General features: G+C 65.4%; 24 protein-coding genes and 1 pseudogene. 12 read left to right on the forward strand and 13 right to left on the reverse strand.

Annotated elements, in window-relative coordinates:
* Positions 1 to 48 precede the first annotated feature (48 nt).
* Genes ACVWWN_RS29550 through ACVWWN_RS29560 form a run of 3 tightly spaced genes read right to left on the reverse strand, consistent with a single transcriptional unit; the run spans position 49 to position 2,908 of the window.
* A complete protein-coding gene (locus tag ACVWWN_RS29550) occupies positions 49 to 858 on the reverse strand; it encodes an ATP-binding cassette domain-containing protein (protein ID WP_457147040.1) in 810 nt (269 codons plus the stop codon).
* The gene (locus ACVWWN_RS29555) at positions 855 to 1,874 is read right to left on the reverse strand and encodes an ABC transporter permease (RefSeq protein ID WP_457147041.1); all 1,020 of its coding nucleotides are present in this window, start codon (positions 1,872 to 1,874) and stop codon (positions 855 to 857) included. The genes ACVWWN_RS29550 and ACVWWN_RS29555 overlap by 4 nt, the downstream gene beginning before the upstream one ends.
* Positions 1,871 to 2,908 carry a substrate-binding domain-containing protein gene (locus ACVWWN_RS29560; RefSeq protein ID WP_457147042.1) on the reverse strand — a complete coding sequence of 346 codons (1,038 nt, stop codon included), beginning with the start codon at positions 2,906 to 2,908 and terminating at the stop codon, positions 1,871 to 1,873. Before ACVWWN_RS29560 ends, ACVWWN_RS29555 begins: the two co-directional genes overlap by 4 nt.
* 116 nt (positions 2,909 to 3,024) lie before the next feature.
* Here ACVWWN_RS29560 and ACVWWN_RS29565 point away from each other — a divergent pair, with 116 nt between their 5' ends.
* Positions 3,025 to 4,230 carry an ROK family protein gene (locus ACVWWN_RS29565; RefSeq protein ID WP_457147043.1) on the forward strand — a complete coding sequence of 402 codons (1,206 nt, stop codon included), beginning with the start codon at positions 3,025 to 3,027 and terminating at the stop codon, positions 4,228 to 4,230.
* On the opposite strand, the gene yczE is transcribed toward ACVWWN_RS29565, so the two are convergent.
* Positions 4,168 to 4,863 (reverse strand): membrane protein YczE, encoded by a 696-nt coding sequence (yczE, locus tag ACVWWN_RS29570; RefSeq protein ID WP_457147044.1) that lies wholly within the window; start codon positions 4,861 to 4,863, stop codon positions 4,168 to 4,170. The two genes, ACVWWN_RS29565 and yczE, sit on opposite strands and share 63 nt — an antisense overlap.
* Positions 4,856 to 5,008 (reverse strand): hypothetical protein, encoded by a 153-nt coding sequence (locus tag ACVWWN_RS29575; protein ID WP_457147045.1) that lies wholly within the window; start codon positions 5,006 to 5,008, stop codon positions 4,856 to 4,858. Before ACVWWN_RS29575 ends, yczE begins: the two co-directional genes overlap by 8 nt.
* A gap of 62 nt (positions 5,009 to 5,070) precedes the next feature.
* On the opposite strand from ACVWWN_RS29575, the gene yczR reads away from it, so the two are divergent.
* Positions 5,071 to 6,513, forward strand: a complete 1,443-nt coding sequence (yczR, locus tag ACVWWN_RS29580) for a MocR-like transcription factor YczR (protein ID WP_457147046.1) — start codon at positions 5,071 to 5,073, stop codon at positions 6,511 to 6,513.
* A 203-nt stretch (positions 6,514 to 6,716) separates the two neighbouring features.
* On the opposite strand, the pseudogene ACVWWN_RS29585 reads toward yczR, so the two are convergent.
* The 4 genes and pseudogenes from ACVWWN_RS29585 to ctaD form a co-directional block, all read right to left on the reverse strand.
* Positions 6,717 to 7,187, reverse strand: a pseudogene (locus ACVWWN_RS29585) (DUF222 domain-containing protein); the annotation flags it as partial.
* On the reverse strand, positions 7,136 to 7,276 hold the full coding sequence (locus ACVWWN_RS29590; RefSeq protein ID WP_457147047.1) for a hypothetical protein: 141 nt from the start codon (positions 7,274 to 7,276) through the stop codon (positions 7,136 to 7,138). The pseudogene ACVWWN_RS29585 and the gene ACVWWN_RS29590, both read right to left, overlap by 52 nt.
* 238 nt (positions 7,277 to 7,514) lie before the next feature.
* Positions 7,515 to 8,756, reverse strand: coding sequence for a phosphoserine phosphatase SerB (gene serB, locus ACVWWN_RS29595; RefSeq protein ID WP_457149328.1), 1,242 nt, complete (start codon positions 8,754 to 8,756; stop codon positions 7,515 to 7,517).
* Positions 8,757 to 8,812: 56 nt separating this feature from the next.
* Positions 8,813 to 10,558, reverse strand: coding sequence for an aa3-type cytochrome oxidase subunit I (gene ctaD, locus ACVWWN_RS29600; protein ID WP_457147048.1), 1,746 nt, complete (start codon positions 10,556 to 10,558; stop codon positions 8,813 to 8,815).
* 182 nt (positions 10,559 to 10,740) lie between these two features.
* Here ctaD and ACVWWN_RS29605 point away from each other — a divergent pair, with 182 nt between their 5' ends.
* The 3 genes from ACVWWN_RS29605 to ACVWWN_RS29615 all read left to right on the forward strand — a co-directional run bounded on the left by ACVWWN_RS29605 (position 10,741) and on the right by ACVWWN_RS29615 (position 13,330).
* Positions 10,741 to 11,853 carry an iron-siderophore ABC transporter substrate-binding protein gene (locus ACVWWN_RS29605; RefSeq protein WP_457149329.1) on the forward strand — a complete coding sequence of 371 codons (1,113 nt, stop codon included), beginning with the start codon at positions 10,741 to 10,743 and terminating at the stop codon, positions 11,851 to 11,853.
* A 10-nt stretch (positions 11,854 to 11,863) separates the two neighbouring features.
* On the forward strand, positions 11,864 to 12,139 hold the full coding sequence (locus ACVWWN_RS29610; RefSeq protein ID WP_457147049.1) for a YciI family protein: 276 nt from the start codon (positions 11,864 to 11,866) through the stop codon (positions 12,137 to 12,139).
* Between the two features lie 144 nt (positions 12,140 to 12,283).
* Positions 12,284 to 13,330 (forward strand): NAD(P)-dependent alcohol dehydrogenase, encoded by a 1,047-nt coding sequence (locus tag ACVWWN_RS29615; RefSeq protein WP_457147050.1) that lies wholly within the window; start codon positions 12,284 to 12,286, stop codon positions 13,328 to 13,330.
* A 4-nt stretch (positions 13,331 to 13,334) separates the two neighbouring features.
* Here the strand turns inward: ACVWWN_RS29615 and ACVWWN_RS29620 are convergent, their stop codons facing one another.
* On the reverse strand, positions 13,335 to 13,637 hold the full coding sequence (locus tag ACVWWN_RS29620; RefSeq protein ID WP_457149330.1) for a DUF3349 domain-containing protein: 303 nt from the start codon (positions 13,635 to 13,637) through the stop codon (positions 13,335 to 13,337).
* Positions 13,638 to 13,864: 227 nt separating this feature from the next.
* Between ACVWWN_RS29620 and ACVWWN_RS29625 the strand changes: the two genes are divergently transcribed.
* From ACVWWN_RS29625 to ACVWWN_RS29640, 4 genes are all read left to right on the forward strand, one after another.
* Complete coding sequence (locus ACVWWN_RS29625) at positions 13,865 to 15,472, forward strand: APC family permease (protein ID WP_457147051.1); 1,608 nt, start codon at positions 13,865 to 13,867, stop codon at positions 15,470 to 15,472.
* 95 nt (positions 15,473 to 15,567) lie between these two features.
* Entirely contained in the window at positions 15,568 to 15,735 is a 168-nt protein-coding gene (locus ACVWWN_RS29630; protein WP_457147052.1) for a ribbon-helix-helix protein, CopG family, read from the forward strand.
* A 1-nt stretch (position 15,736) separates the two neighbouring features.
* Positions 15,737 to 16,087, forward strand: coding sequence for a VOC family protein (locus tag ACVWWN_RS29635; protein ID WP_457147053.1), 351 nt, complete (start codon positions 15,737 to 15,739; stop codon positions 16,085 to 16,087).
* Positions 16,084 to 16,935, forward strand: a complete 852-nt coding sequence (locus ACVWWN_RS29640; RefSeq protein ID WP_457147054.1) for a class I SAM-dependent methyltransferase — start codon at positions 16,084 to 16,086, stop codon at positions 16,933 to 16,935. The genes ACVWWN_RS29635 and ACVWWN_RS29640 overlap by 4 nt, the downstream gene beginning before the upstream one ends.
* 27 nt (positions 16,936 to 16,962) lie before the next feature.
* Here ACVWWN_RS29640 and ACVWWN_RS29645 read toward each other — a convergent pair whose 3' ends face one another.
* Positions 16,963 to 17,226 carry a hypothetical protein gene (locus tag ACVWWN_RS29645; RefSeq protein ID WP_457147055.1) on the reverse strand — a complete coding sequence of 88 codons (264 nt, stop codon included), beginning with the start codon at positions 17,224 to 17,226 and terminating at the stop codon, positions 16,963 to 16,965.
* Positions 17,227 to 17,548: 322 nt separating this feature from the next.
* Between ACVWWN_RS29645 and ACVWWN_RS29650 the strand changes: the two genes are divergently transcribed.
* The 3 genes from ACVWWN_RS29650 to ACVWWN_RS29660 all read left to right on the forward strand — a co-directional run bounded on the left by ACVWWN_RS29650 (position 17,549) and on the right by ACVWWN_RS29660 (position 20,160).
* Entirely contained in the window at positions 17,549 to 17,722 is a 174-nt protein-coding gene (locus ACVWWN_RS29650) for a hypothetical protein (RefSeq protein ID WP_457147056.1), read from the forward strand.
* A gap of 553 nt (positions 17,723 to 18,275) precedes the next feature.
* Positions 18,276 to 19,118: a bile acid:sodium symporter family protein gene (locus ACVWWN_RS29655; protein ID WP_457147057.1), complete on the forward strand. Its 843-nt coding sequence runs from the start codon at positions 18,276 to 18,278 to the stop codon at positions 19,116 to 19,118.
* Between the two features lie 793 nt (positions 19,119 to 19,911).
* On the forward strand, positions 19,912 to 20,160 hold the full coding sequence (locus tag ACVWWN_RS29660; protein ID WP_457147058.1) for a hypothetical protein: 249 nt from the start codon (positions 19,912 to 19,914) through the stop codon (positions 20,158 to 20,160).
* A 586-nt stretch (positions 20,161 to 20,746) separates the two neighbouring features.
* Here the strand turns inward: ACVWWN_RS29660 and nrdF are convergent.
* Complete coding sequence (gene nrdF, locus ACVWWN_RS29665) at positions 20,747 to 21,709, reverse strand: class 1b ribonucleoside-diphosphate reductase subunit beta (RefSeq protein WP_457149331.1); 963 nt, start codon at positions 21,707 to 21,709, stop codon at positions 20,747 to 20,749.
* Positions 21,710 to 21,830: 121 nt separating this feature from the next.
* The gene (locus tag ACVWWN_RS29670; RefSeq protein ID WP_457147059.1) at positions 21,831 to 23,387 is read right to left on the reverse strand and encodes a flavin-containing monooxygenase; all 1,557 of its coding nucleotides are present in this window, start codon (positions 23,385 to 23,387) and stop codon (positions 21,831 to 21,833) included.
* Between the last annotated feature and the right edge of the window lie 49 nt (positions 23,388 to 23,436).

Here is a 23,436-nt window from a genome sequence, read left to right on the forward strand (position 1 = left end):
TCCTTGCTTGCAAATTGGGTCGGATCGGCAGGTCGAATCGGGGGGCTGTCAGGTAGCGGCGGACGCCACGTCATCCGGGCGTGCGCCCGTGATGAGCCCGACGATTTCGTCGCCGTCGGTGTCGCGGGTTCGTCGCCCCGCCACACATCGTCCGGCGCGCATCACCCAGACCGCGTCGCTGAGCTTGAGCACCTGGGCGAAGTTGTGACTGATGAGGATGATGGCGTGTCCCTCGTCGCGCAAGCGGACGATCAGTTCTTCGACGCGGGCCGTCTCCTGGACGCCGAGGGCCGCCGTGGGCTCGTCCATGATGATGAGTTTGGAGGCGAATCCCGCTGCGCGGCAGATCGACACGGCCTGCCGCTGCCCCCCGGAGAGACGGCGCACCCGTGAACCCACCGCGGGCACGTTGACCGCCAGGGTCGAAACCATCTCCTCGGCCTTGGTGCGCATCGCGCGGCGGTTGAGGAACGCGACGGGGCCGAACCTGCGCACCAGCTCGCGGTTGAGGAAAAGGTTCTGCCAGACGGTCAGATCCTCGACGAGCGCCAGATTCTGGTGCACCGTCTCGATTCCGGCGTCCCTGGCCTCGTGCGGCGACCGGAAGTTCACCGTCTTGCCCTCGAAGGAGATCGCGCCCGAATCAGGTGAGTGCACGCCGCTGACACAGCGGATCAGAGTGGACTTGCCTGCGCCGTTGTCGCCCACGATAGCGGTGACCTCCCCGCGGCGGGCGTGCATCGTCACGTTCTTGAGCGCGCGGACCTGACCGAACGACAGGGTGGCGCCATCGATTTTCAGCAGCGCGTCATCCGGCACGTCTTCGCTCAGTGGCTTCCGCGATGTCGCTTGCGTCATTTCTGGAACCTCGTGAGGAACGCTGCCAGCACCACGACGATGCCCACCGACAGCGGTTGGTAGAACTGCGAGACGCCCAGCAGGGTGAGGCCGTTGACGAGCGCGGTCAGCAGCAGTGCGCCGATGACCGGTCCGGCGATGGTCGCCTTGCCGCCGAACAGGCTCACGCCGCCGAGGACGACGGCGGCCACCGAGTTCAGCAGGAAGGATGTATTCGACGCCGGTTCGGCGGCGCCCACCCGGGCGACCAGCAGGATGGCCGCAATCCCGGCGGTCAGACCGGCGATCACATACACGGCAGCCTTGATCCGCGCGGTCGAAACCCCTGTCGCGGAAGCCGCTTCCTTGTTTCCGCCCGTTGCCAGCACGTACGTGCCGAAGCGAGTGTGGAACAGCACGACGTGCGCGGCCAGCGCAAGAACCATGGCGAGCAGAAATGCGTAGCCGAAGATCCACACGGTGCCCGTCGACAACTTCAGCAATGGCGCACTGATGATCGTCTTCGGCTTTCCGTCCGCGACGATGAGGGCCGTGCCGGATGCGGCCGACAGCGTGCCGAGGGTGACGATGAAATCGGTGATGCGGCCGCGCGCGATCAGCAATCCGTTGACCATACCGACGGCCAGACCCGCCACAATCGCGGCAGCGATCGCCGCGACGAGACCGAACTGGAAGACGGCTCCGAAGATCACTGCGGCGAATGTCATCGCCGATGCGATCGACAGGTCGATGCCCGCGGTGGCGACCACGAACGTCTGGCCGACCGCCAGCACGATGAGGATCGATGCGGCAGACAGCATCGACTCGATGTTGCCCAGGCTGAGGAAGGTCGGATTCAAGACCTGGAAGACGATCGCCAGCACGACAAGGGCGATCGGGGCGGCCCAATTGGCCAGATTGGCCGGGTCCATCAGCTTGCGCCACATCGGTTCGCCGGCGTCAGCCGCCGATGTGCCGGTCACATCGGCACGCGGCGAGGTGGCGGGCTCCGCCGTTGCTGGTTCGGCTCCGGTCATTTGTTCAGCTCCGTGAACGGGTCGTCGTAGGCATCGGCGGGCTTGGGCGCGGCGGCCAGCGCCGCATCGACATTGGCCTTGGTCACCACCTGGACAGGGGCTTTGACCGAGGCGGGCAGCGTCTTGCCCGCGATCGCGGCCTGGCAGGCTTCCACCCCCATCGCGCCGATCACGTAGGGCAACTGGGCGACGACGGCGTCGATGCCGCCGGCCTTGATCGCGTCGAACGCATCCTTGTTGCCGTCGACGCTGATGACCTTGATCTGTCCGGTCCTGCCCTTGTTGGCGATGGCCTGCGCGACGCCGAGGCCCATGTCGTCGTTGGCCACGAAAAAGGCCGCCAGATCGGGGGTGGCGGTCATGATGTCGGTGGCCTTGGTCAGCGCCTGCTGCCGCTCCCAGTCGGCCGCGACCGTCGAGACGATGGTCATGTTGGCCGGTTTGCCGGTCGTGAAGCCGTCGAGCCTGGCCGCGCTGGTGACATCACCGGCAGTACCGCCGATCAGCGCGACCGTGCCGCCCTGTGGCAACAGCACACCCATCTGAGCGGCGGCCTTTGCTCCGGCGTCGGTGTTGTCGGTGCCGATGTAGGTGGCAATCTTGGCATTTGCGGATTTCGCGGCCTCGTCGTCGATCGGGCTGTCGATGTTCACGATCGGCACGTTCTTGGCCGAAAGCGCAGCAATGCCCTGGATCAGGTTGGTGCCGGTGATCGGGTTGACGACGAAGCATTTGAAATCCTGACCGGCGAGTCCGTTGAGCTTGTCGCCCTGGCCGGTGGTGTCGGTGATGGAGTTCGCGGCCTGCACCGTCACGGGCACCCCCGCCGTCTTCGCCTGGTCGTTGATGCCTGACTCCATGGTCTGAAAGAAGGGGTTGTCCAGTCCTTTGACGACGGCGGCGACTCCGCCGGAGGCCGAGCCACCCCCCGAGGTCGAACCACCACACGCGGCGAGGGCCATCGTCAAGCCCCCGACCACGGCGATGGTCGTGGTACGCCCGATGTGGCGGGTCACGTGATTTGCAGGGGACATGGGACCTCTCCTCTTTGAGCGGTTCGAGCGAAATGAAGGGTGATTTCTGACTAGTCAAGTCGGTATATATGCATAATGTCAAGCAAAAAGAAGCGTATTTCTGGTAAAAAGACTGCATGCACCCCGCGCCGGTGACGCCGACCGTCCCTGATCCAGGGTCGGTGGGGCACGTGCTGGACGTCATCCGTCGCGCAGGAGGGCTGACCCGCGCCGAGATCATCGAGCGGACGGGACTGTCGCGCTCCACCGTCGCGGCGCGACTCGAGGCCCTGCAGGGGGCGGGGTTCATCTCGAGTGGCCAGTCGACCTCGGTTCGTGGGCGGCCACCCAGCCATTTCCACTTCCGTGACGAGCAGGGCGCGTTGCTCATCGCCGATGCGGGGGCAACCGGCGTACGAACCGCTGTCACCGACCTCGGCGGGCACATTCGCCACGACACGCGAACCGCGCTTGATATCACCATCGGACCGGAGAAATGGCTTCGGTCGGTCGACGAACTGTTCGGCCAGTTGCTCGAAAGCGCCGATCTGACAAGGGAAGCTGTGCGGGGCATCGGGCTGGCGGTACCCGGGCCGGTGGACTTCGCCAGTGCATCGGTCATCAGCCCACCGATCATGACGGGCTGGGACGCCTACCCGATTCGCTCGTGGTTCGCGTCACGCTTCGACTGCCCGGTGGTCGTGGACAACGACGCGAACGCCATGGCACTCGGCGAGCACGCCCGCGAGTTCGCCGATCGCGACTCACTCGTGATGGTCAAGGTGGCCACCGGAATCGGCGCCGGCATCATCGCTCACGGATCGATCTACCGTGGCGCCGACGGAGCCGCTGGGGACATCGGCCACATCCAGATCCACCCACGGGACGACGCCCTCGTCAGCGCCGATCCGCCGGTCTGCCGGTGCGGCAATACCGGCTGCCTGGAGGCCTACGCCGGAGGCTGGGCCCTCATGCGCGATCTGCGCGGCAGCGGACACGAGGCCGCCACGATCCGGGATGTGGTGGACCTCATCGTGGCGGGCGACCCGCTCGCGGTGAACCTGGCCCGGCGCGCAGGCCGCTTCATCGGCAGAACGCTTTCCGAGGTGGTGAGCCTGCTGAACCCGTCCATGGTGGTGATCGGCGGCGAGTTGGCGGCCGGCTCGGACTACGTGATCGCCGGAATCCGGGAAAGCGTGTACGCACGGTCGAGCCCGTTGGCGACACGAGCGCTTCAGATCGTCCCCGCGCGCCTCGGCGATCGGGCCGGCACCGTCGGCCTAACCGGCGTGCTCACCGATTACCTCTTCGACCCGCGCCGTATCGACGCCACCTTCGCCTGAGACGCGCCTGCGGCGAGCCTCGGCCATCGCAGCCCACCCGCTGACCGCCAGCACCCTTTTCGGGGTCAGCCACAGGAAGAACTGGACCAGCGGCCCGATCCCGAACGCGTAGAGAATGGTGCCGACGCCGACAGTGCCGCCGAGCAACCAGCCAACGGCCAGCACCGTCGCCTCGATCGATGTGCGGACCAACCTGACCGACAACCCGGAGCGCGCGACCAGCCCCGTCATCAGCCCGTCGCGCGGTCCCGGGCCCAGGCCGGCGCCCACGTAGAGCACCGTGCTGACCGCGTTGAGCACCACCGCGCCCACCATCATGGCGATGCGCACCGGAAGCGAGGTCGGCGGCACCAACAACCACATTCCCGCGTCGACGGTGACGGCGATGACGATCACGTTGGCGACCGTGCCGATGCCCGGTCGGTTTCGCAGCGGAATCCAGGCCGGCAGCACCCCCACGCCGACCACCGCCGACGCGACGCCGATCGTCATCCCGGTGTGCTTCGACAGGCCCTGGTGGAAGACGTCCCACGGGTCGAGGCCCAGCCCGGCGCGCACCATCATCGCCATCGAGAAGCCGTAGCCGCACAGGCCGATCAGCAGTGCCGTGCCTTGCAGCGTGGCTCTACGCATGGTGCGGGAAGCGTATCCGGATCAGCTCCAACTCGCGGTTCACCCGTTCCGCGTCCCGGTCGAAAAACTCGGCGGGAAGGTTGTCCGCCGGTTTGAAGAATCTGGCCCACGGGCGGGCCATTCGAGAGGTCCAGTTCATGCTCACGACTCGATTTTCCGAACAAGTGGCTTGCCTTTCAATAGCCAGTTCGCCCATACTGGCCGCAAATGACCATCGATATGGCGGCCCGTGCGCTCGATGTGGACCTTTTGGCCCGCGAACTTGGCAACTGGCGGACATCCAGTCGGAGTGGACCGGCCTACCAGGGTCTCTCCGACGCGATCCGCCTGCTGATCGTCGACGGCCGCGTCCCGGTCGGCGCCAGGCTACCCAGTGAGCGGGTGCTCGCCGATGCGCTGCGGGTGTCCCGCACCACCGTCACCGCCGCCTACGCCCAACTGGGCGAGAACGGCTACCTCAACGCCCGCCGCGGTGCCCGCAGTACGACTGCCCTGCCGGTCACACCCGCCGCACCCGCGGCCATCGGCCCCGTCACCGCGAATCTGGCCGCGGCGACACTGGCCGGGCCGGCCGCCGCGCTCTCGCAGGCGTTCACCGAAGCGGCCGAGGAAGTCACGCCGTATCTCCACGACATCGGAATCGAGCTGACCGGAGTGCCCACACTGCGAGCCGCAATCGCCCAAAGGTATTGCGCCCGAGGCCTTCCGACTGATCCCGACGAGATCATGGTGACGACGGGTGCGCTGCATGCGATCGGCTTGATCATGGCGACCTACACCCAGCCCGGGGACCGCGTGCTGGTCGAACAGCCCACGTATCACGGTGCCCTCTCGGCGATGTCGACACGCGGCCTGAGACCGGTCCCCGTCGCCATGACGAGCGATGGCTGGGAACTCGAGGCCGTCGACGCTGCGGTGCGCCAACTGACGCCGAGCCTGGCCTACCTCATCCCCGACAACCACAACCCGACCGGAATGACGCTGCCGTGGACGGGACGTCAACGCCTGGCGCAGATCATCGCCGAAACCCGCACGCGCACCATCATCGACGAGACGATCACTGACATGTGGCTCGACGAGCCGGTTCCGGCGCCGCTCGCAGCGGCGATGACCTCGCGCCGCGACCTGGTCCTCACCGTCGGCTCCATGTCGAAATCGTTCTGGGGCGGGCTACGGATCGGCTGGATTCGTGCCGAACGCAACACCCTGAGCACCATCGCCGCGTTGCGCCCGGCCATCGATATGGGCACGGCGATTCTCGAACAGCTCGCCGCGGCAAGGCTTTTCGAACTCGCAGACGACGTGCTGTCGGAACGCCGCGACATCTTACGGGCCCGCCGGGCCCTGCTGCTGTCCCTGCTGGACGAGTATCTGCCCGACTGGGAGCCGGCACCGGGCAAGGGCGGCATGTCGCTGTGGGTGCGGTTGTCCGCCCCGATGAGCTCGGCGCTGTCGGCGGCGGCGTCGCGGATGGGACTGGAGATTCCGCCCGGCCCGCGGTTCGGTGTGGACGGCACGCTGGAACGCTTCATCCGGGTGCCCTACACCCTGCCCGACGATCAGTTGACCGCCGCGGTCCAGCTGCTCGCCCAGGCGTGGCGCAGCGTCACCGGCGCCGCCGGGCCCGAGTCGCAGGCCGTCGTCGTCTAGCTGCAGCGGCTGGTGTCCTGTGTCATTAATTGGGTTGCGGTGTTGGCGGTGCCAGCAATTCAACGCCGATGTCTGAGCCTGGATCGACATCTGCGACGACAACTCATGACCCCATGTCTGGACGCGGATGGCCCCAGGGCCGGTGGTGACCGGCCCGGTGATTGAACCTAATTCAGTGTGGGTGGTGGTTGGGGTTGGAAGGGTTAATACCACCACCAGTGGGCGCGTTCGCCGGTGGGTCCCGGATACGGTGGGACCGCCGGTGGGGGCTGGGTCGGGGGGCGGGCCAGCGACCCCGGGCTCAGGGTGCGCCCGGCGCTGTCGGTGACGCACAACTGGGCTGGGGGTCCGGTGATGGTGATACCGCCGCGGTGATGCAGCCGGTGATGATAGGGGCACAGCAGCAGCACCAGGTTGTCCAACTCGGTGGGGCCACCGTCTTCCCAATGCCACAGGTGATGAGCATGCAAACCCCGGGTGGCCGCACACCCCGGCACCGCGCAGCTGCGGTCGCGGTACTCCAGCGCGCGGCGCAACCGGCGGCTGATCACCCGAGACGCCCGCCCCGCCCCGATCGGCACCCCGGCCCGCTCAAACCACACCTCACAAGTGGCATCACAGCTCAGGTAACGCCGATCAGCATCCGACAGCAGCGGACCCTGGCATTGCGCTGCCCCGCCAACTCCGACAACTCCCCGAACAGCACCTCAACCCGCTCCCCAGCCCGCACCACCGGCACCTCAAGCGACGCGGTCGAAGACATAACCCCATCATCACAGCCAGGTCCGACAAATTCGGGCCACCCGAACCCGGCCATCAGATGCCAACAGACCCAACCCGATCGGCCGCCATCAGCCGGCCGCGCATGGCCCGAACAGCACATCATGGCGGAACCCACACCTCAATGCGCCAACTCAACATCTGGACCAGGACCGCCGATACCGGCAACCCACGTCCGATTGGAGCCCGAGGCCTTCGGCCTCAAGTCGCTTCCATACCGGCTAGTCGTCCGCGATCTGGACCCGTCGCGAAAAGCCGTCGACGGCGTCGGCGGCTTCGATCTCGCCGCGGGTCACGCCGAGGATGAACAGCACGGTATCCAGATAGGGATGGCTCAGCGACGCGTCGGCCACCTCGCGAAGTGCCGGCTTGGCGTTGAAGGCGACGCCCAGTCCGGCGGCGGCCAGCATGTCGATGTCGTTGGCGCCGTCACCGACCGCCACCGTCTGCGCCATCGGGACCCCGGCCTGTTGCGCGAAGTTCCGCAGCGCCTTGGCTTTCCCGGGGCGATCGATGATCGGCCCGATGACGCGTCCGGTAAGTTTGCCGTCGACGATCTCGAGCTCGTTGGCGGCCACGAAGTCCATCTGTAATTCGTGCGCGAGCGGCTCGATTACCTGCCTGAAGCCGCCGGACACAATGCCACAATGAAATCCCAGGCGCCGCAACGTGCGCAAGGTGGTGCGGGCGCCCGGCGTGAGCTCGATCTGCTCACCGACATCGTCCAGCACCTCGGCGGGCAGGCCCGCCAGCGTGGCGACCCGGCGGTGCAGCGACTCGGCGAAGTCGAGCTCGCCTCGCATGGCGGCGTCCGTAACCTCGGCCACCGCGGCCTCGGCGCCGGCCCGGGCGGCCAGCATCTCGATCACCTCGCCTTGGATCAGCGTCGAATCGACGTCGAAGACGATGAGCCGCTTGGCCCGTCGCGACAGGCTGTAGTCCTCGAGGGCGATGTCGACGCCCTCGTCTACCGCCACCCGCGCGAGCGCGGACTGCAGCTGTTCGTAGGCCGCGCCCCGCGGGACCGAGACCCGCAGCTCCAGCCCCGTCACCGGATAGTCGGAAACACCACGGATGAAGTCGATGTTGACCCCGAGCCCGGCCACCTCGCGGGCCACCACACCGAAGGCCTCGGCGGTGATCGGGCGGCCGAGAACAACGATGGTGTGCGTCGACGGTTCCCGCATGATCGGCAGATCGTCGCTGCGCTCGATGGTCACATCGAGGCCGACGCCGTGGACCGCCTCCTGCACGTCATAGCGGAGCTGATGACCGCCGGCCACCTCCGCCGCCGTGGCGACGAGCACACCCAGCGTCAACCGGCCACGAATGACGACCTGCTCGACGTTGAGAAGTTCGACCTTGTGCCGCGACAGCACTTCGAACAGCGCCGAGGTAACCCCAGGTTGATCGTGTCCGGTGACGGTGATCAGCAGCGATGAGCGCTCGCGCGAAGAGCCGATGGGCGGAGCCACCTTTCGACTAGTCACCCCAATTGCTGCCGCGGAGTCGAGTCAGGTCAGGTGCGCACATTCTCGTGGTCGAGCCGCGTCACGTCGCCGTCGTCGGGGCCGTGTGCACGACCGACGTGCGCTTCGGCGCGCATCCGGTCCACCATGTGCGGGTAGTGCAACTCGAACGCCGGCCGCTCGGAACGGATCCGGGGCAGCTCGGTGAAGTTGTGTCGCGGCGGCGGGCAGCTCGTGGCCCACTCCAGCGAGTTGCCGTAGCCCCACGGATCGTCGACGGTGACCGGCTCGCCGTAACGCCAGCTCTTGAACACGTTCCACACGAACGGGATGGTCGACGCGCCGAGGATGAACGCCCCGATGGTCGACACGATGTTGAGGGTGGTGAACCCGTCGGTGGGCAGGTAGTCGGCGTAGCGCCGCGGCATGCCCTCGTCGCCGAGCCAGTGCTGCACCAGGAAGGTGGTGTGGAACCCGATGAACGTCAGCCAGAAGTGCAGCTTGCCCAGCCGCTCGTCGAGCATCCGTCCGGTCATCTTCGGGAACCAGAAGTAGATGCCCGCGTAGGTGGCGAACACGATGGTGCCGAACAGCACGTAGTGGAAGTGCGCCACCACGAAATACGAGTCGGTGACGTGGAAGTCGATCGGGGGGCTGGCCAGCAGCACGCCGGACAGGCCACCGAGCAGGAAGGTGATGAGGAAGCCGACCGAGAACAGCATCGGTGTTTCGAACGTCAGCTGGCCCTTCCACATGGTGCCGATCCAGTTGAAGAACTTGATACCCGTCGGCACCGCGATCAGGAACGTCATGAACGAGAAGAACGGCAGCAGCACCGCGCCCGTGGCGTACATATGGTGCGCCCACACCGCCACCGACAGCGCGGCGATCGACAGCGTCGCGTAGATCAGCGTGGTGTAGCCGAAGATCGGCTTGCGCGAGAAGACCGGGAAGATCTCGGTCACGATGCCGAAGAACGGCAACGCGATGATGTAGACCTCGGGGTGGCCGAAGAACCAGAACAAGTGTTGCCACAGCAGGACCCCGCCGTTGGCCGGGTCGTAGATGTGCGCGCCGAGGTGGCGATCGGCGGCCAGCCCGAACAACGCCGCGGTCAGCAGCGGGAAGGCCAGCAGCACCAGGATCGACGTCACCAGAATGTTCCAGGTGAAGATCGGCATCCGGAACATCGTCATGCCGGGAGCCCGCATGCACACCACCGTGGTGACCATGTTGACGCCACCGAGGATGGTGCCCAGACCGCCGACGGCCAGGCCCATGATCCACAGGTCACCGCCCGCACCCGGGGAGTGAATCGCGTCGGTCAGCGGGGTGTAGGCGGTCCAACCGAAGTCGGCCGCACCGCCCGGGGTGATGAATCCGGCGATCGCGATGGTCGCGCCGAACAGGAACAGCCAGAACGAGAACGCGTTCAGCCGCGGGAACGCCACGTCGGGCGCGCCGATCTGCAGGGGCAGCACCAGATTGGCGAACCCGAACACGATCGGGGTCGCGTAGAAGAGCAGCATCACCGTGCCGTGCATGGTGAACAGCTGATTGAACTGCTCGTTGGACAGAAACTGCAGACCCGGCAGCGCAAGCTCGGTGCGCATCAACAGCGCCATCAGGCCGCCGATGAAGAAGAAGATGAAGCAGGCGACGCAGTACATGATGCCGATCAACTTGTGATCGGTCGTGGTCACCAGCTTGTAGACCAGGCTCCCCTTGGGACCGAGACGGGCCGGGAAAGGCCGACGAGCCTCGAGTATTCCTATTGGGGGCGCTTCGGCTACCACCAGGTCCTCCAAATGTTCATCGGCACCAAATTCGCGAAGGCCGCATGGGCTCCGCATATGAATCGTAGCTTCCCAGGACGCCTGTGTGAGCCTGGGTCCTACAAACTGTCGTAAATGCCCGGCGACATCCGAGGTTGGTCGCCTGACCAGCTGTGAACGGCCTGGATGTTACCGTCGGCGACGTGCTGATCGGCGGACGGCGAGTGGGCCCCGCGACCACCCGGTCATTGGGTCTGGCCGCTGTCGCGACGGCGGTGTCGCTCACCCTCGTCAGCGGTTGCGGTTCCGGCGACGCCCCGGCCAGCCCCGGCGCTCAGCAGTCGGTGATCACCAGCACGACCAAGATCGCCAGTGCGGGCGTGCTCGGAAATGAGCGCAGGCCCGACGAGTCGTGCGCACCCGACCCGGCCGCCGTCGATCCGGGTCCGCCCGACCGGGAGGTCCGCCATGCGGCGGGGACCACGCAGGTGCGCGCCGACCCGCAGCGCATCGTGGTGCTCTCCGGTGACCAGCTCGACGCGCTGTGCGCGCTGGGCCTGCAATCGCGCATCGTCGCGGCCGCGCTGCCCGACGGCTCCAGCAGTCAGCCGTCCTACCTCGGCAAGGTCATCCACGACGTGCCCGGCGCCGGCACCCGCACCGCCCCGGACCTCGACGCCATCCGGGCCGCCGATCCCGATCTCATCCTGGGCTCGCAGGCACTCACGCCCGATGCGTTCGGAGGGCTGTCGGCGATCGCGCCGACCGTGTTCACCGGTCCCGCCGGTGCGGCATGGCGCGATGATCTGCGCACGGTCGGCGCCGCGACCGGCCGCCTCGACGCCGCGAATGGATTGGTCGACGGATTCGAGCAGGCCGCCGACAAAACCGGCGCCGACAACGACGCCACCCATTTCCAGGTATCGGTGGTGCAGCTGACCGACACCACGATGCGGGTGTACGGCGCCGACAATTTCCCCGGCAGCGTAATGGCCGCCGTCGGCGTGGATCGTCCTGCCTCACAACGCTTTACCGACAAGCCCTACAGCGAGATCGGCATCACCGACGAGGACCTGAGGAACTCCCCCGACTTCTCCAGCGCCGACGGCGACATCCTCTACATCTCGTTCGACTCGCCTGCGGCCAGGGACCGGGCACGCGTGGTGCTGGAGAGCCAGGCGTGGCGAAAGTTGTCGGCCAACCGCGACAACCGCGTGTTCGCGGTCAACAACGAGGTGTGGCAGACCGGCGAGGGCATCGTCGCCGCCCGCGGCATCCTGGCCGACCTGAGATGGGTCAACGCGCCGATCAACTAACCTCACCAACGTGATCCACGTCCTCAAGTCGACGTACGTCCAACCTCCCGACGTCATCGAGCAGACCAGGCCCGCCCATCTGGATTTCCTGCAAGCCGAGATCGACGCCGGTCGCCTCCTGGTCGCCGGCCGGCAGGAGAATCAGTCCGGCGGCGTGCTCATCACCGCCGACATCAGCGCCGACGACGCGCAGGACATCGTCGATCGCGACCCCTACACGCTGGCCGGGGTGGCCCGCTACGAACGGACGTCCTTCAACGGCGCCTATCGGGCCTCAGGGCTCTAGCGCGAATTCACAGCACGAACCGGGAATTGCGGTCGCCCCACCGGTGGTTGCAGACCTGTGTTGTCGCATCGACGCGGCATATTCAATTAGCTGGCTAATGCTGCTGTAGTGCATCCCGAAATGACAAGCAAAGAGGAATCGCATATGACCACAACCGTCTCCGCCTACGCCGCCACTTCCGCCACCGAGCCGCTGACCAAGACGGAGATCACGCGCCGCGACGTAGGAGCGCACGACGTCGCCTTCGATATCCACTTCGCGGGCATCTGCCACTCCGACATCCACACCGTTCGCGGCGAGTGGCGCAATGCGACCTATCCGATCGTTCCCGGCCACGAAATCGCGGGCATCGTCACCGAAGTCGGTCCCGAGGTGACGGAGTTCAAGGTCGGAGACCGTGTCGGGGTCGGCTGCTTCGTCGACTCGTGCCGGGAGTGCACCAGCTGCCTGGCAGGCGAAGAGAACTACTGCAAGCGCGGATTCACCGGTACCTACAACGCCGTCGGCCGCGATGGCCAGCCCACACACGGCGGTTACAGCGGCGCGATCGTCGTCGACGAGAACTACGTGCTGCACATCCCGGACAGCCTGGCCCTGGAGGATGCGGCGCCGCTGATGTGCGCCGGCATCACGCTGTATTCACCACTGCGCCACTGGAACACCGGCCCGGAGACCCGGGTCGCCATCCTCGGCCTCGGCGGGCTGGGCCACATGGGCGTCAAGCTCGCTGCGGCGATGGGCGCCAAGGTGACGGTGTTGAGCCAGTCGTTGAAGAAGATGGAAGACGGGCTCCGGCTGGGCGCCAGCGAGTACTACGCCACCTCGGACCCCGAGACGTTCACCAAGCTCGCGGGTTCGTTCGACCTGATCCTGAACACCGTGTCCGCGAACCTGGACCTGGACGCCTACATGAGCCTCCTCGACGCGGACGGGACCCTCGTGGAACTCGGCATTCCCGAAAATCCGATGAAGGTCGGAGCGTTCACGTTGGCCTTGATGCGGCGCAGCCTGGCCGGCTCGAACATCGGCGGCATCCCCGAAACCCAGGAAATGCTGGAATTCTGCGCCGAGCACGGCGTGCGCCCCGAAATCGAGATCATCACACCGGACTACATCAACGATGCCTACGAGCGCGTTCTCGCCAGCGACGTGCGCTACCGATTCGTCATCGATACGTCGTCGCTGCGGTAACGGGCTATTCGGACGGACCGTCGGCGACGCCGGGCAGCGGCCATCCGGCCGCGGCCAGCCTCGCCGCGACCCGGCCGATGTTCTCCGGGCCGGCGTCGTGGTGGCTGACGTCCTTGATGAACGCGGCGATCTCGTCGTTGTCCATCGACCCGTCGGCAGTCGCCGTCGATCCGTCGGCGGTGACGTCGCGCACCACCTCTTTGATCTGCTCATCGGTCAATGGGGTGGCGCGCAGCAGCGCCAGCAGCGGAACCCGGTCGGGTCCTGGAACGCCCTCGGGGTAACCGGCCCGTAGCCAATTGAGGATCGCGCCGAGCAGCGAAGTGGTCGTCACGACGACAGTGTCGTAGCTGCCCTGTGCGGGCACCGCCGCGGGTTCGCACAGTTCGACCGCCATTCACTGAGCATTCACTGGCAACTGTGTTACGAGCATGTGTCCTCCGGTTGTCGAGTTGGCGTTGGGGTGCGACGCTCAGTTCGGGCTGCAACGGCGCGGACCGCTCATGCACTCAAATCCGAAGCAGGAGACCCGCGGTGACCACTGATTCCGCAGCCCCCGAAGGCCAGACGACGACGGCCTCCCCGACCGGCCTCAAGAAGGGTGCCATCGGAATCGTCGCCGTCATCTTCATGGCCGTCGCCAACGCCGCACCGATCACCGCGATGACCGGCAACGTGCCGATCGCCGTCGGATTCGGCAACGGCCTTGGTGCCCCGGCCGGCTTCTTGTTCGCGACGATCATTCTCACCCTGTTCGCGCTCGGTTACGTCGCGATGGCCAAGCACATCACCACCACGGGCGCGTTCTACGGATTCATCTCCCACGGCCTCGGCCAGATCTGGGGAATGGCAAGCGGGATGCTCGCAACGTTCGCCTATGTGGTGTTCGAGGGTTCGCTGATCGGCGGCTGCGCCTACTTCGCGAACGACGCGGTGAACACCATCCTCAAGGTGAACATGCCCTGGCTGGTGTTCGCGATCGGCGCCACCGTCGCCATCGGGGTGCTGTGTCATTTCCACATCAGCGTCACCGCCGCCATTCTCAGCGTCACGCTGACGTGTGAGGTGCTCATCCTGTTGGCGCTCGCGTTCGCGGTCATCTTCTCCGGCGGCGGCCCCGACGGCTTCATGCTGAACCAGACCGTGCTGCTCAACAACGCCTTCGAATCGCTGCCTGCGGGTGCATTCGGCACTGCCGCGGCGGCCGGATCGATGGCGATCGGCTTGTTCTTCGCGTTCTGGTCCTGGGTTGGCTTCGAGACCACCGCCGTCTACGGCGAGGAGTCCCGCAACCCGAAGAAGATCATTCCGCGGGCCACCCTGATCGCGGTGATCGGACTCGGCCTCTTCTACACGTTCATCTCGGCGATGGTGTTGGCCGGCAACGGCGCCAAGACCTCGGTCGAGGCGTCGATCAGCGCCTCGCCACTGGACCTGTTCTTCAACCTGGTCGACGCCAAACTGGGTAGCGTCCTGCTCGACGTCTACAAGGTCCTGCTCGTCATCGGATCATTCGCCTGCGCGATGGCGTTCCACAACGCCGCGTCCCGATACATCTTTGCACTGGGTCGCGAAATCCCTTCGGGAAAAGTGCAATCCACGATCGGCGCCGCGCACCCGAAGCACGGCTCCCCCTACATCGCCTCGGCGATCCAGAGTGTGATCACGCTCGTGATCGTGCTGCTGTTCGCCGTCTTCACGGCCGTTCAGGTGCCCGACGCAAACGGTAACCCCGTCGACACCCCGGCTCTGGTGCCCTACACCAACATCTACGGCCTCCTGGCGTTGATCGGCACTGCCGCAATCCTGCTGGTGCAGGCCATCTGCTCAGCGGCGGTGATCTGGTACTTCTGGGTACGAAAGACGCACTGCGGCAACGTGATCACCACCCTGATCTGCCCGCTGATCGGCGGACTGGCGATGCTGTACGTGGTGTGGCTGCTGTGGGACAACCGGGAGTTCGCCGCGGGACTGGCGGCTAAATCGGACGTGTTCAAGATCGCCCCGTATCTGATTCTGGGGGTGTTCGTGATCGGCCTGGCCTATGCGATCTGGCTGCGCGCCGCCAAGCCGGTCACTTACGCCGCGATCGGCCGCACGGTGATGGAGGACGCACACGAACGCACCGAGGAGTCCGTCTAGTTGATCTCGAGTCCGAAAGCCCCCCGGCGCGCCGGGGGGCTTTCGCGTCCCCACCGCCGGTAAACCTTGTTTGCTAGCATGCTAGCATCGGGATCGTGGGCGACGAGGACGTCAAGCAGTTCAACGTGTACCTGCCGATCGGCCTGATCAGGCAGCTCAAGCACCACGCGATCGAGACGGAATCCTCGCTGTCGGCACTGGTCGCCGATGCGCTGAGGGCTTACCTCGATGTCCACGACAAGCGAACGAAGGAGGAGAGCTGATATGACGACCGACGGCATCGAGGCCGTATTCCTGGAAACCCACAATTGGGGCAAGTCGGCCAAGTTCTTCCGCGCCCTGGGTTATGAGGTGGTGTTCGAGACCGACCACAACTCCGGGCAACTCCGCCGCGGCGACGGCCCCTATCTGTTCATCTCCGAGGTGCCCGAAACCGCGCCGACGCGACGGCACACCGTCCTGGCAGTGGCCGACGCCGACGCGTTCGAGCCCGCGGCGCCCGTCGAGGTCGTCACCCCGTGGGAGGACACCCATTGGGGCACACGGTTGATGACGGTGCGCGACCCGGACGGTCGCGAATGGAAGCTTCAGGCGCCGAAAAAAGCCGGACAGTGACCGGCGCCGATCTCGCGCCCGACAGCACCGCGGTCCGCACGGCGCTCTGGCGCGCCCTGCACACCGAGATCGACGCGGCCCCACACGTCATCGACGACCGCCTCGGCCTGCTGCTGGCCGAGCCGGGTCCCGATTGGCGCCGGCGTCCCGACATGAACGAGTACGCCACGCCGGGTGTGCGCGCTTCGATCGTGGCGCGTGCGCGCTTCATCGAAGACCTTGTTGCCGAACGGGCAGAAGGTGGCGTTGCGCAGTATGTTCTGCTGGGCGCGGGTTTGGACACGTTCGTGCAACGGAGGCCTGACATCGCCTCATGCATCACGGTATTCGAAGTCGACCAGCCTGGCCCGCAGGCCTGGAAACGTCAGCGTCTGATCGACCTCGGCTTCGGCATCCCCCCGGGTCAGCGTTTCGTTCCGGTCGACTTCGAGGACCAGTCGTGGTGGGAGCAGCTGGTGAACAACGGATTTGACACCAGCGCACCGGCGGTGGTGGCGTCGCTCGGCGTCTCGATGTACCTCACCGAGGAGACAACGGCGGTCACGATGCGCCAGATGGCCACGCTCGCACCGGGTTCGACATTCGCGATGACGTTCCTGCAGCCACTGGAGCTCGTCGCGGCCGACGAGAAGGCGATGCACCAGGCGACCGATGCGGCCGCCCGCACTTCGGGCACGCCGTTCATCAGCTATTACGGCCCGGACGACGTCCTCGCCATGGCACGCGAGGCCGGCTTCACCGGGGCGCGGCACGTCTCAGCCGCCGACTACGCGCGGCGCTACTTCGCCGACAGAACCGACGGCCTGCGGCCGTTCACCACCGAGGAACTCCTGGTCGCGACCAGCTAGTCGGGTTCGACCCGTCGTCAGTCGAGGTCAGAAGGAGCGGATGTAGGCCGGACTGACGGACATGCCATGACCGGTGGCGTCATACGTGAAGCGCGTGCTGGTCTCGTCGAACTGCTGGCACGCCACGATGGGCCCTCCGCCGAGAGACACATTGTCTGCGCTGACCAGACAGAGGATCTTCCCGGACTGCGAGCCGACCAATTGGCCGGCGTCGGTCGCCGCCCGGGCAGCCGATGGAAGCGCGATCAAGACGATCAATGCCGCCGCAACAGCTGTACCGTGCCGAACCATGTCTGTCCCTACGCAGCCGAAACGTTTCGATCGGGGATGCTTTCACGTCGGCGACGTGAAATTGTTCAATGTCCGGCAATTACGTAACGCGGATGAAGCGGCACCTCGCAGGCATTGGTATCGGGGCGTGGGCAGTTTCCGGCGTCGTACTCGCCGCGCGACCGTCAGGGCCGCCACCGCGATCTAGGTCACCATCCAGACCACTAGCCCACGGCGGAGAACCCCGACCTGGTCCGCTGTCAGCGTGGCGAGATCTGGCACGTCCTGACCCGGATCAGATTTCGAGAGAAGTTCGCTCACCCCGGCACCATCGAGGAGAACGATGCCGAGGATTGGCGACGGTGGCGCGACAGCGGTGAGGCTATGGCGGGAGGCTTCCCACTGGGACAGTGGCTACCTAGCAGAGGGCGTTGACCACACCTTGTCGACGCTGATCTTCAACCGCGTGCTGAACGCGGCGAGATACTCGTCGCCCATCCCGATGCTGGCGGCGTAATCGTGTTACTTGGCCTGATATTGCCCGTCCGCGAGCGAATCGGCCCCGACCGGCCTTGATATACGCGATCTTCGCGGCTTTGGGCATCGAATACACCGTCACATCCTTGCCGTCGAATAAGAACCACACGAGCCGGGGCACAGGCTGGCCGGATCTCGCCACGGTGGTCAACCACAGGTAACGATCCGACTCGAGCCTGCGGGAGACATCTTGCGTCAGTTCGACTGTCATGATCGCGAACGTAGTCCTAACCAGTACTGTTCGGTTCCGATCGTGGTGTCGTCGCCGTGACCGGTCTCCGCCCTCAAGGCGTCTTCCACTGCGGCGGTGGTACTGGGCGCCGGAACTGTTCGAAGCAACGGCGCGGCAAATCGCATCGGCGTCGTACGCGTGAGAATAAGGTCGTCTCAACGTGCCGCAACGAGCGAGGGCACCAAGGCGTCTCTGGTCACGTTGGATTGGGCGCGAAGCAGACTGTTGGCAATGTCGAGCGCACCCAGCGCGCCGCCGGCCGACTGACCTCTACGCAGTGAAGTGACGAAGGGCGGCAACGATGGCGCTGACCGACCTGCTGATCCGGGGCTCGAGTGTGGCCGTCGTCGTCTTCGTGGTGTCGAGCACGCTCGGTGTCGGCCTGAGTCTGACCGTCGGCCAGATCCTGGCCCCACTCAAGAACGCCCGTCTGGTCGCGCTGTCCCTCGCGGCGAACTTCGTCCTGGCGCCCCTGGTGGCGGTCGGGCTGTGGCGGGTACTCGATCTCGACGAGCCGCTGGGGATCGGCCTGCTGCTGTGCGGGTTGGCGGCGGGCGCGCCGTTTCTGATCAAGCTCGCGGAGTTCGCCAAGGCTGATCTGGCCTTCGCTGTGGGCCTGATGGTGCTGCTCATGGTCGTCACCGTGGGCTACCTACCCCTCGCGCTGCCCTTCTTACTCGAGGGAATCACGGTCAACCCGCTCAAGATTGCGCGGTCGCTCATCGTGCTGATGCTCATCCCGCTGACTGTTGGTCTCCTGCTCCGGGCTCACCGCCCGGGCGCGGCCAGCAGCATCCGACCCACGGTTGGGTGGATCTCCAACATCAGCATGATCCTGGTGGTGGTGTTGACCACGGCTGGCCACTTCAAGAGTGTCCTGTCGGTATTCGGTACCTACGGTGTCTTGGCCGCCGTTGTCTACACGGTGGTCTGCGTCGGTATCGGGTGGCTCTTTGGAGGACCCGAAAGGAGCACCCGGGGGGTGCTGGCTTTGGGGACGGCGCAGAGAAACGCCGCCGCTGCATTCGTGGTCGCCGGGCAGAACTTCGATGACGCGAAGGTCATAGTGATGATCACGGTCGTCTTGATCGTCGAGTTCCTGATGCTGCTGCCGTTCGCTCGCCTACTAGCGAGGGGCCGCTAGGGTCCTCGTCTCAATGGGGAAAGCATCCCCTCCGGACAGCGGGTGTACCCCGCCGCACCCCGTAGCGGGTATGAGGGAGCCGTTCCAGGGCGCGCGAATCCATGCAGGCATCACGGCGCACCAGGCGGCAATTTCGAGGCGCTGTGGCCGTTTACTTCCACTTGTCGCGAACTAGCGGAATCGTTTCTTATGCACGCCTGCCACTTCCACCCGTTTGATGCGGTAGGTGTCGCCGCTACCGGGTCGTGAGCACGTACCACCGTCTGCGGCGCGGGGTCTCCGTCTCCGCTGGGGGCTTGCAGTCTTCCTGAAGAGCGAAACAGCATTTAAGGAAACGATTGCCGTTTTATTGATATAATTGCCTTTGGTTTCCTGTCCTTACGGGCATATCCAGCGGACCACACCCAGGAGAAACGCGTGAAGCAGCCCCATGCCGGTGACAGCACCAACCCGGTCGCGCCCGCTGCGGCCCAGACCACCCCCGCGAGCGGCTTCGTCGCCGCCGGGACCGAGAAGTGCTGATCACGGTTCGACCCGCGTGCGATGCGTGACGTGTACATCGTCGTCAGCGAAGGCCGGGATGGCGAACACATCGCGCGGACTCATTACGCCGCTGACCTCGACAATGCCAGCCAAACACACCACGAAGACTACGCCGACGAGCCCCTCGTGGCGGTTCACCAATAAAACCATCCCGCCCCCTGCGGGGCCGATCCCCGTCAGTTGATCGGTTTATCGCCTGGCTGCGCCATTAGGCACCGTCCCCAGCCAATGAACCACAGGAGCAACCATCATGCAGACACATGCACACGACATGGGCCGCGACGAGCGCCGGGCGCTGCTTGCGCAGCGTCGCGCGACCGTTGCACATCAGTTGCGGCGTCTGGCAATCGAACTGACGGACCTCGACAGACAGCTTGACGACATCGAGCAGTCGGAGGGCGCAGGCACGCCATCCGGGCTCCAGGGCCACGCGGTTGACCTTCGCGCTCCCGTTGACACGCCGGACGACACCGGCGTGCGCAGGGCCACGAGTACGTAGGCTGCTGAGGAGCTATCCAAAGTCAATCCAGCCCTGCGATTTGCCTGTCGATTCCTACGGACGTGCCTTAATCGCGCGGGACATCAGATGTCTGAATGCAAAGATCCACCGCGCCGGCATCGTCGAAATGAGGCCGTGTGCAAATGGATTCCCGGTCAGGTAGGCAAGTGGGAAGACGAGGCGAAGGCCGAACTCGGCGACATGATGGCGGGGGATCGCCAGGCGGCGCTGCTCGCGGGATACAAGATCGGCACCGTCACCATGTGCGGACGTAAACGCGAATTTCGGGCAATCGACGACAACCGGCTTGCGGAATGGGTCCGCGGACGGTGCCGGAACAGGTCGAGCAGATCGTGCAGGTACGGCCAGCGTTTTTACGGGTCTTGGCCGACCGCACGCTAAAGCATGGCGCATTGATCGACGACGACGGCGAGGTGTGTCCGTGGGCGGAGTTGCGCCACGGTGAGCCATATCTGAGGACCAAGCCGCAGCATGCAGGCGGGCTAGCGGTACCGAACGCGGGATCACTTGCCCTGCTTGGTCTCATACACCTGCGACGGCCGGATCACATCCTGACCCGCATAGATCAGAAGTCCCAGTCCTCGTCTTCGGTGTTGACGGCCTTGCCAATCACATACGACGAGCCCGAGCCCGAGAAGAAGTCGTGATTCTCATCGGCGTTCGGTGACAGCGCCGACAGGATCGCGGGGTTCACGTCGGTCTCGTCGCGCGGGAACAGCGCCTCGTAGCCGAGATTCATCAGCGCCTTGTTGGCGTTGTACCGCAGGAACTTCTTGACGTCCTCGGTGAGCCCGACCTCGTCGTAGAGGTCTTGGGTGTACTCGACCTCGTTGTCGTAGAGCTCGAACAGCAACTCGTAGGTGTAGTCCTTGAGCTCGGCCTTGCGCGCCTCGTCCACCAGCGCCAGACCCTTCTGGTACTTGTAACCGATGTAGTAGCCGTGCACAGCCTCGTCGCGGATGATCAACCGGATCATGTCGGCCGTGTTGGTCAGCTTCGCGCGACTGGACCAGTACATCGGCAGGTAGAAGCCGGAGTAGAACAGAAAGCTCTCCAGCAGGGTGGAGGCGACCTTCCGCTTGAGCGGCTCGTCGCCCTTGTAGTACTGCATGACGATCTCGGCCTTGCGCTGGAGGTTGGGGTTCTCCTCCGACCAGCGGAACGCGTCGTCGATCTCGGCGGTGGAGCACAGCGTCGAGAAGATGTTGCTGTAGCTGCGCGCGTGCACCGACTCCATGAACGCGATGTTGGTGTAGACCGCTTCTTCGTGCGGGGTCAACGCGTCAGGGATCAGGCTGACGGCGCCGACGGTGCCCTGGATGGTGTCCAGCAGCGTGAGGCCGGTGAACACCCGCATCGTCAACTGCTTCTCGTGGGCGGTCAACGTGTTCCATGAAGGGATGTCGTTGGACACCGGAACCTTCTCCGGCAACCAGAAATTGCCCGTGAGCCGCTCCCAGACCTCGGCGTCCTTCTCGTCCTGCAGGCGGTTCCAGTTGATCGCCGAAACTCGGTCGATCAGCTTCATTCCCTCAGACACCACAACCCCATTTCGCCGCAGAAGTAGGTTTGCCGCAACGGCTAGGCCGACACTACCCCTGGGGTGCGACATCACGCCGTAGCACAACACCTTGTGTTGGCGTGTCGTCTTACTTTGTCGAGCCAGCCGTTCTTTCTGCTCTTCGCGTAAGCGGCTCATCGCCGAGAAAACGGTACTCCGACGCCCGGAACTTGCGGGTGGCCAGCCAGTACTGCCAGGTCATCCCACTCCACAGCGCCCGGTTGACCCCGTGCTCGTCGAGGTACCAGCTGCGGCAACCTCCGGTATTCCACACGGTGCCCGCGAGCTCACTCTGCAACTCGTCGTTGTAGGAGTCGGCCGCGGCGCGCGTCGGCGCCAGCGCCTGGGCTCCCGCCCGTTCCACCGCGGCGATGGCGTGCGCCGCATACCGGATCTGCGACTCGATCATGAACACCACCGAGTTGTGCCCGAGCGCGGTGTTGGGGCCGAGCAGGAAGAACAGGTTCGGCATGTCGGCGACGGTGATCCCACGCAGGGCGGACACGCCATCACGTTTCCAGCGGTCGACGAGGTCTTCGCCTCCTGGACCTTTGATGTCGACATAGGTGAAGGAGTCCGTCACGTGGAAGCCGGTGGCGAACACCACCACGTCGACTGCCCGCTCGGCCCCGTCGGCGGTCGCGATCCCGTGCGGCGTGAACCGGACGATTCCCTCCGTGACAACCTCGGTCTTGGAATTCGCGATGCCCTTGTAATAGGTGTCGGAGTTGAGGATGCGCTTGCAGCCGGCGCGGTAGTTCGGGGTGAGCTTGCGACGCAATTCGGGATCCTTGATCGATCGCCGGATGTTCCACTTCCCCAGCAGCTCAGCGATTTTCAGCAGCCGCGGCTGCCGGGTCATCGCGAAGCCGACGGCCTCGTGAATCCAGTAGATCCCCGCGCGCATCAACGCACGGGTGCCCGGGACGTTGGTGAACACTTCGCGCATCCGCTCCGAGATCGGGTTGTTGGGGCGGGGCATCACCCAGGCCGGCGTGCGCTGGTAGAGCTGGAGGGCGGCGACGTCGTTGACGATCTCGGGCACGATCTGGATCGCGCTGGCACCGGTGCCGATGACCGCGACTCGCTTGCCGGTCAGGTCGACGCTGTGGTCCCACTGCGCGGAATGGAAAGCGGCGCCTCCGGCATCCCGGTATTCGTCGAGCCCCTCGAACTCCGGGATCAGCGGGATGTGCAGCCCGCCGACGCCGGACACCACGAATTGCGCGACGAACTCGCGGCCGTCGGAAGTGAACACATGCCAACGCAACTCGTCGTCGTCCCAGTGCGCGCGGTCCACATGGGAGTTGAAGTGGATGTAGCGGCGCAGCCCGTATTTGTCGGTCACGCCCTTGAGGTAGTCGAAGATTTCCGGCTGGAACGCCCACATATGCTGCCAGTCCGGTTTCGGCTCGAAGGAGAACGAGTACATGTGCGCCGGGATGTCGCAGGCGCACCCCGGATAGGTGTTGTCGCGCCAGGTGCCGCCTATCTCTCCGGCCTTCTCCAGTATCAGGAAGTCGACGCCCGCCCGCTGAAGCTCGATGCCCATGCCGAGGCCCGAGAAGCCCGTTCCGATGATGAGCGCGCGGGTGTGCACGGGCTGCTGCATGTCCGTGTCGGCAGCCTGCTCCGCAAGCGTCATGTTCGTCCTTTCCTGGGAACGCCGGTACCGGGTATTGAGGCCAGTGTCC

This window comes from Mycobacterium sp. URHB0021, from assembly GCF_054057895.1.

Coding starts and splice junctions, on each gene's coding strand:
- ACVWWN_RS29550 (WP_457147040.1), bottom strand. CDS start 858: ATGACGCAAGCGACATCGCGGAAGCCACTGAGCGAAGACGTGCCGGAT.
- ACVWWN_RS29555 (WP_457147041.1), bottom strand. CDS start 1,874: ATGACCGGAGCCGAACCAGCAACGGCGGAGCCCGCCACCTCGCCGCGT.
- ACVWWN_RS29560 (WP_457147042.1), bottom strand. CDS start 2,908: ATGTCCCCTGCAAATCACGTGACCCGCCACATCGGGCGTACCACGACC.
- ACVWWN_RS29565 (WP_457147043.1), top strand. CDS start 3,025: ATGCACCCCGCGCCGGTGACGCCGACCGTCCCTGATCCAGGGTCGGTG.
- yczE (WP_457147044.1), bottom strand. CDS start 4,863: ATGCGTAGAGCCACGCTGCAAGGCACGGCACTGCTGATCGGCCTGTGC.
- yczR (WP_457147046.1), top strand. CDS start 5,071: ATGACCATCGATATGGCGGCCCGTGCGCTCGATGTGGACCTTTTGGCC.
- ACVWWN_RS29590 (WP_457147047.1), bottom strand. CDS start 7,276: ATGTCTTCGACCGCGTCGCTTGAGGTGCCGGTGGTGCGGGCTGGGGAG.
- ACVWWN_RS29615 (WP_457147050.1), top strand. CDS start 12,284: ATGACCACAACCGTCTCCGCCTACGCCGCCACTTCCGCCACCGAGCCG.
- ACVWWN_RS29635 (WP_457147053.1), top strand. CDS start 15,737: ATGACGACCGACGGCATCGAGGCCGTATTCCTGGAAACCCACAATTGG.
- ACVWWN_RS29645 (WP_457147055.1), bottom strand. CDS start 17,226: ATGGTTCGGCACGGTACAGCTGTTGCGGCGGCATTGATCGTCTTGATC.
- ACVWWN_RS29650 (WP_457147056.1), top strand. CDS start 17,549: ATGCCGAGGATTGGCGACGGTGGCGCGACAGCGGTGAGGCTATGGCGG.
- ACVWWN_RS29655 (WP_457147057.1), top strand. CDS start 18,276: ATGGCGCTGACCGACCTGCTGATCCGGGGCTCGAGTGTGGCCGTCGTC.
- ACVWWN_RS29660 (WP_457147058.1), top strand. CDS start 19,912: ATGCAGACACATGCACACGACATGGGCCGCGACGAGCGCCGGGCGCTG.
- nrdF (WP_457149331.1), bottom strand. CDS start 21,709: ATGAAGCTGATCGACCGAGTTTCGGCGATCAACTGGAACCGCCTGCAG.
- ACVWWN_RS29670 (WP_457147059.1), bottom strand. CDS start 23,387: ATGACGCTTGCGGAGCAGGCTGCCGACACGGACATGCAGCAGCCCGTG.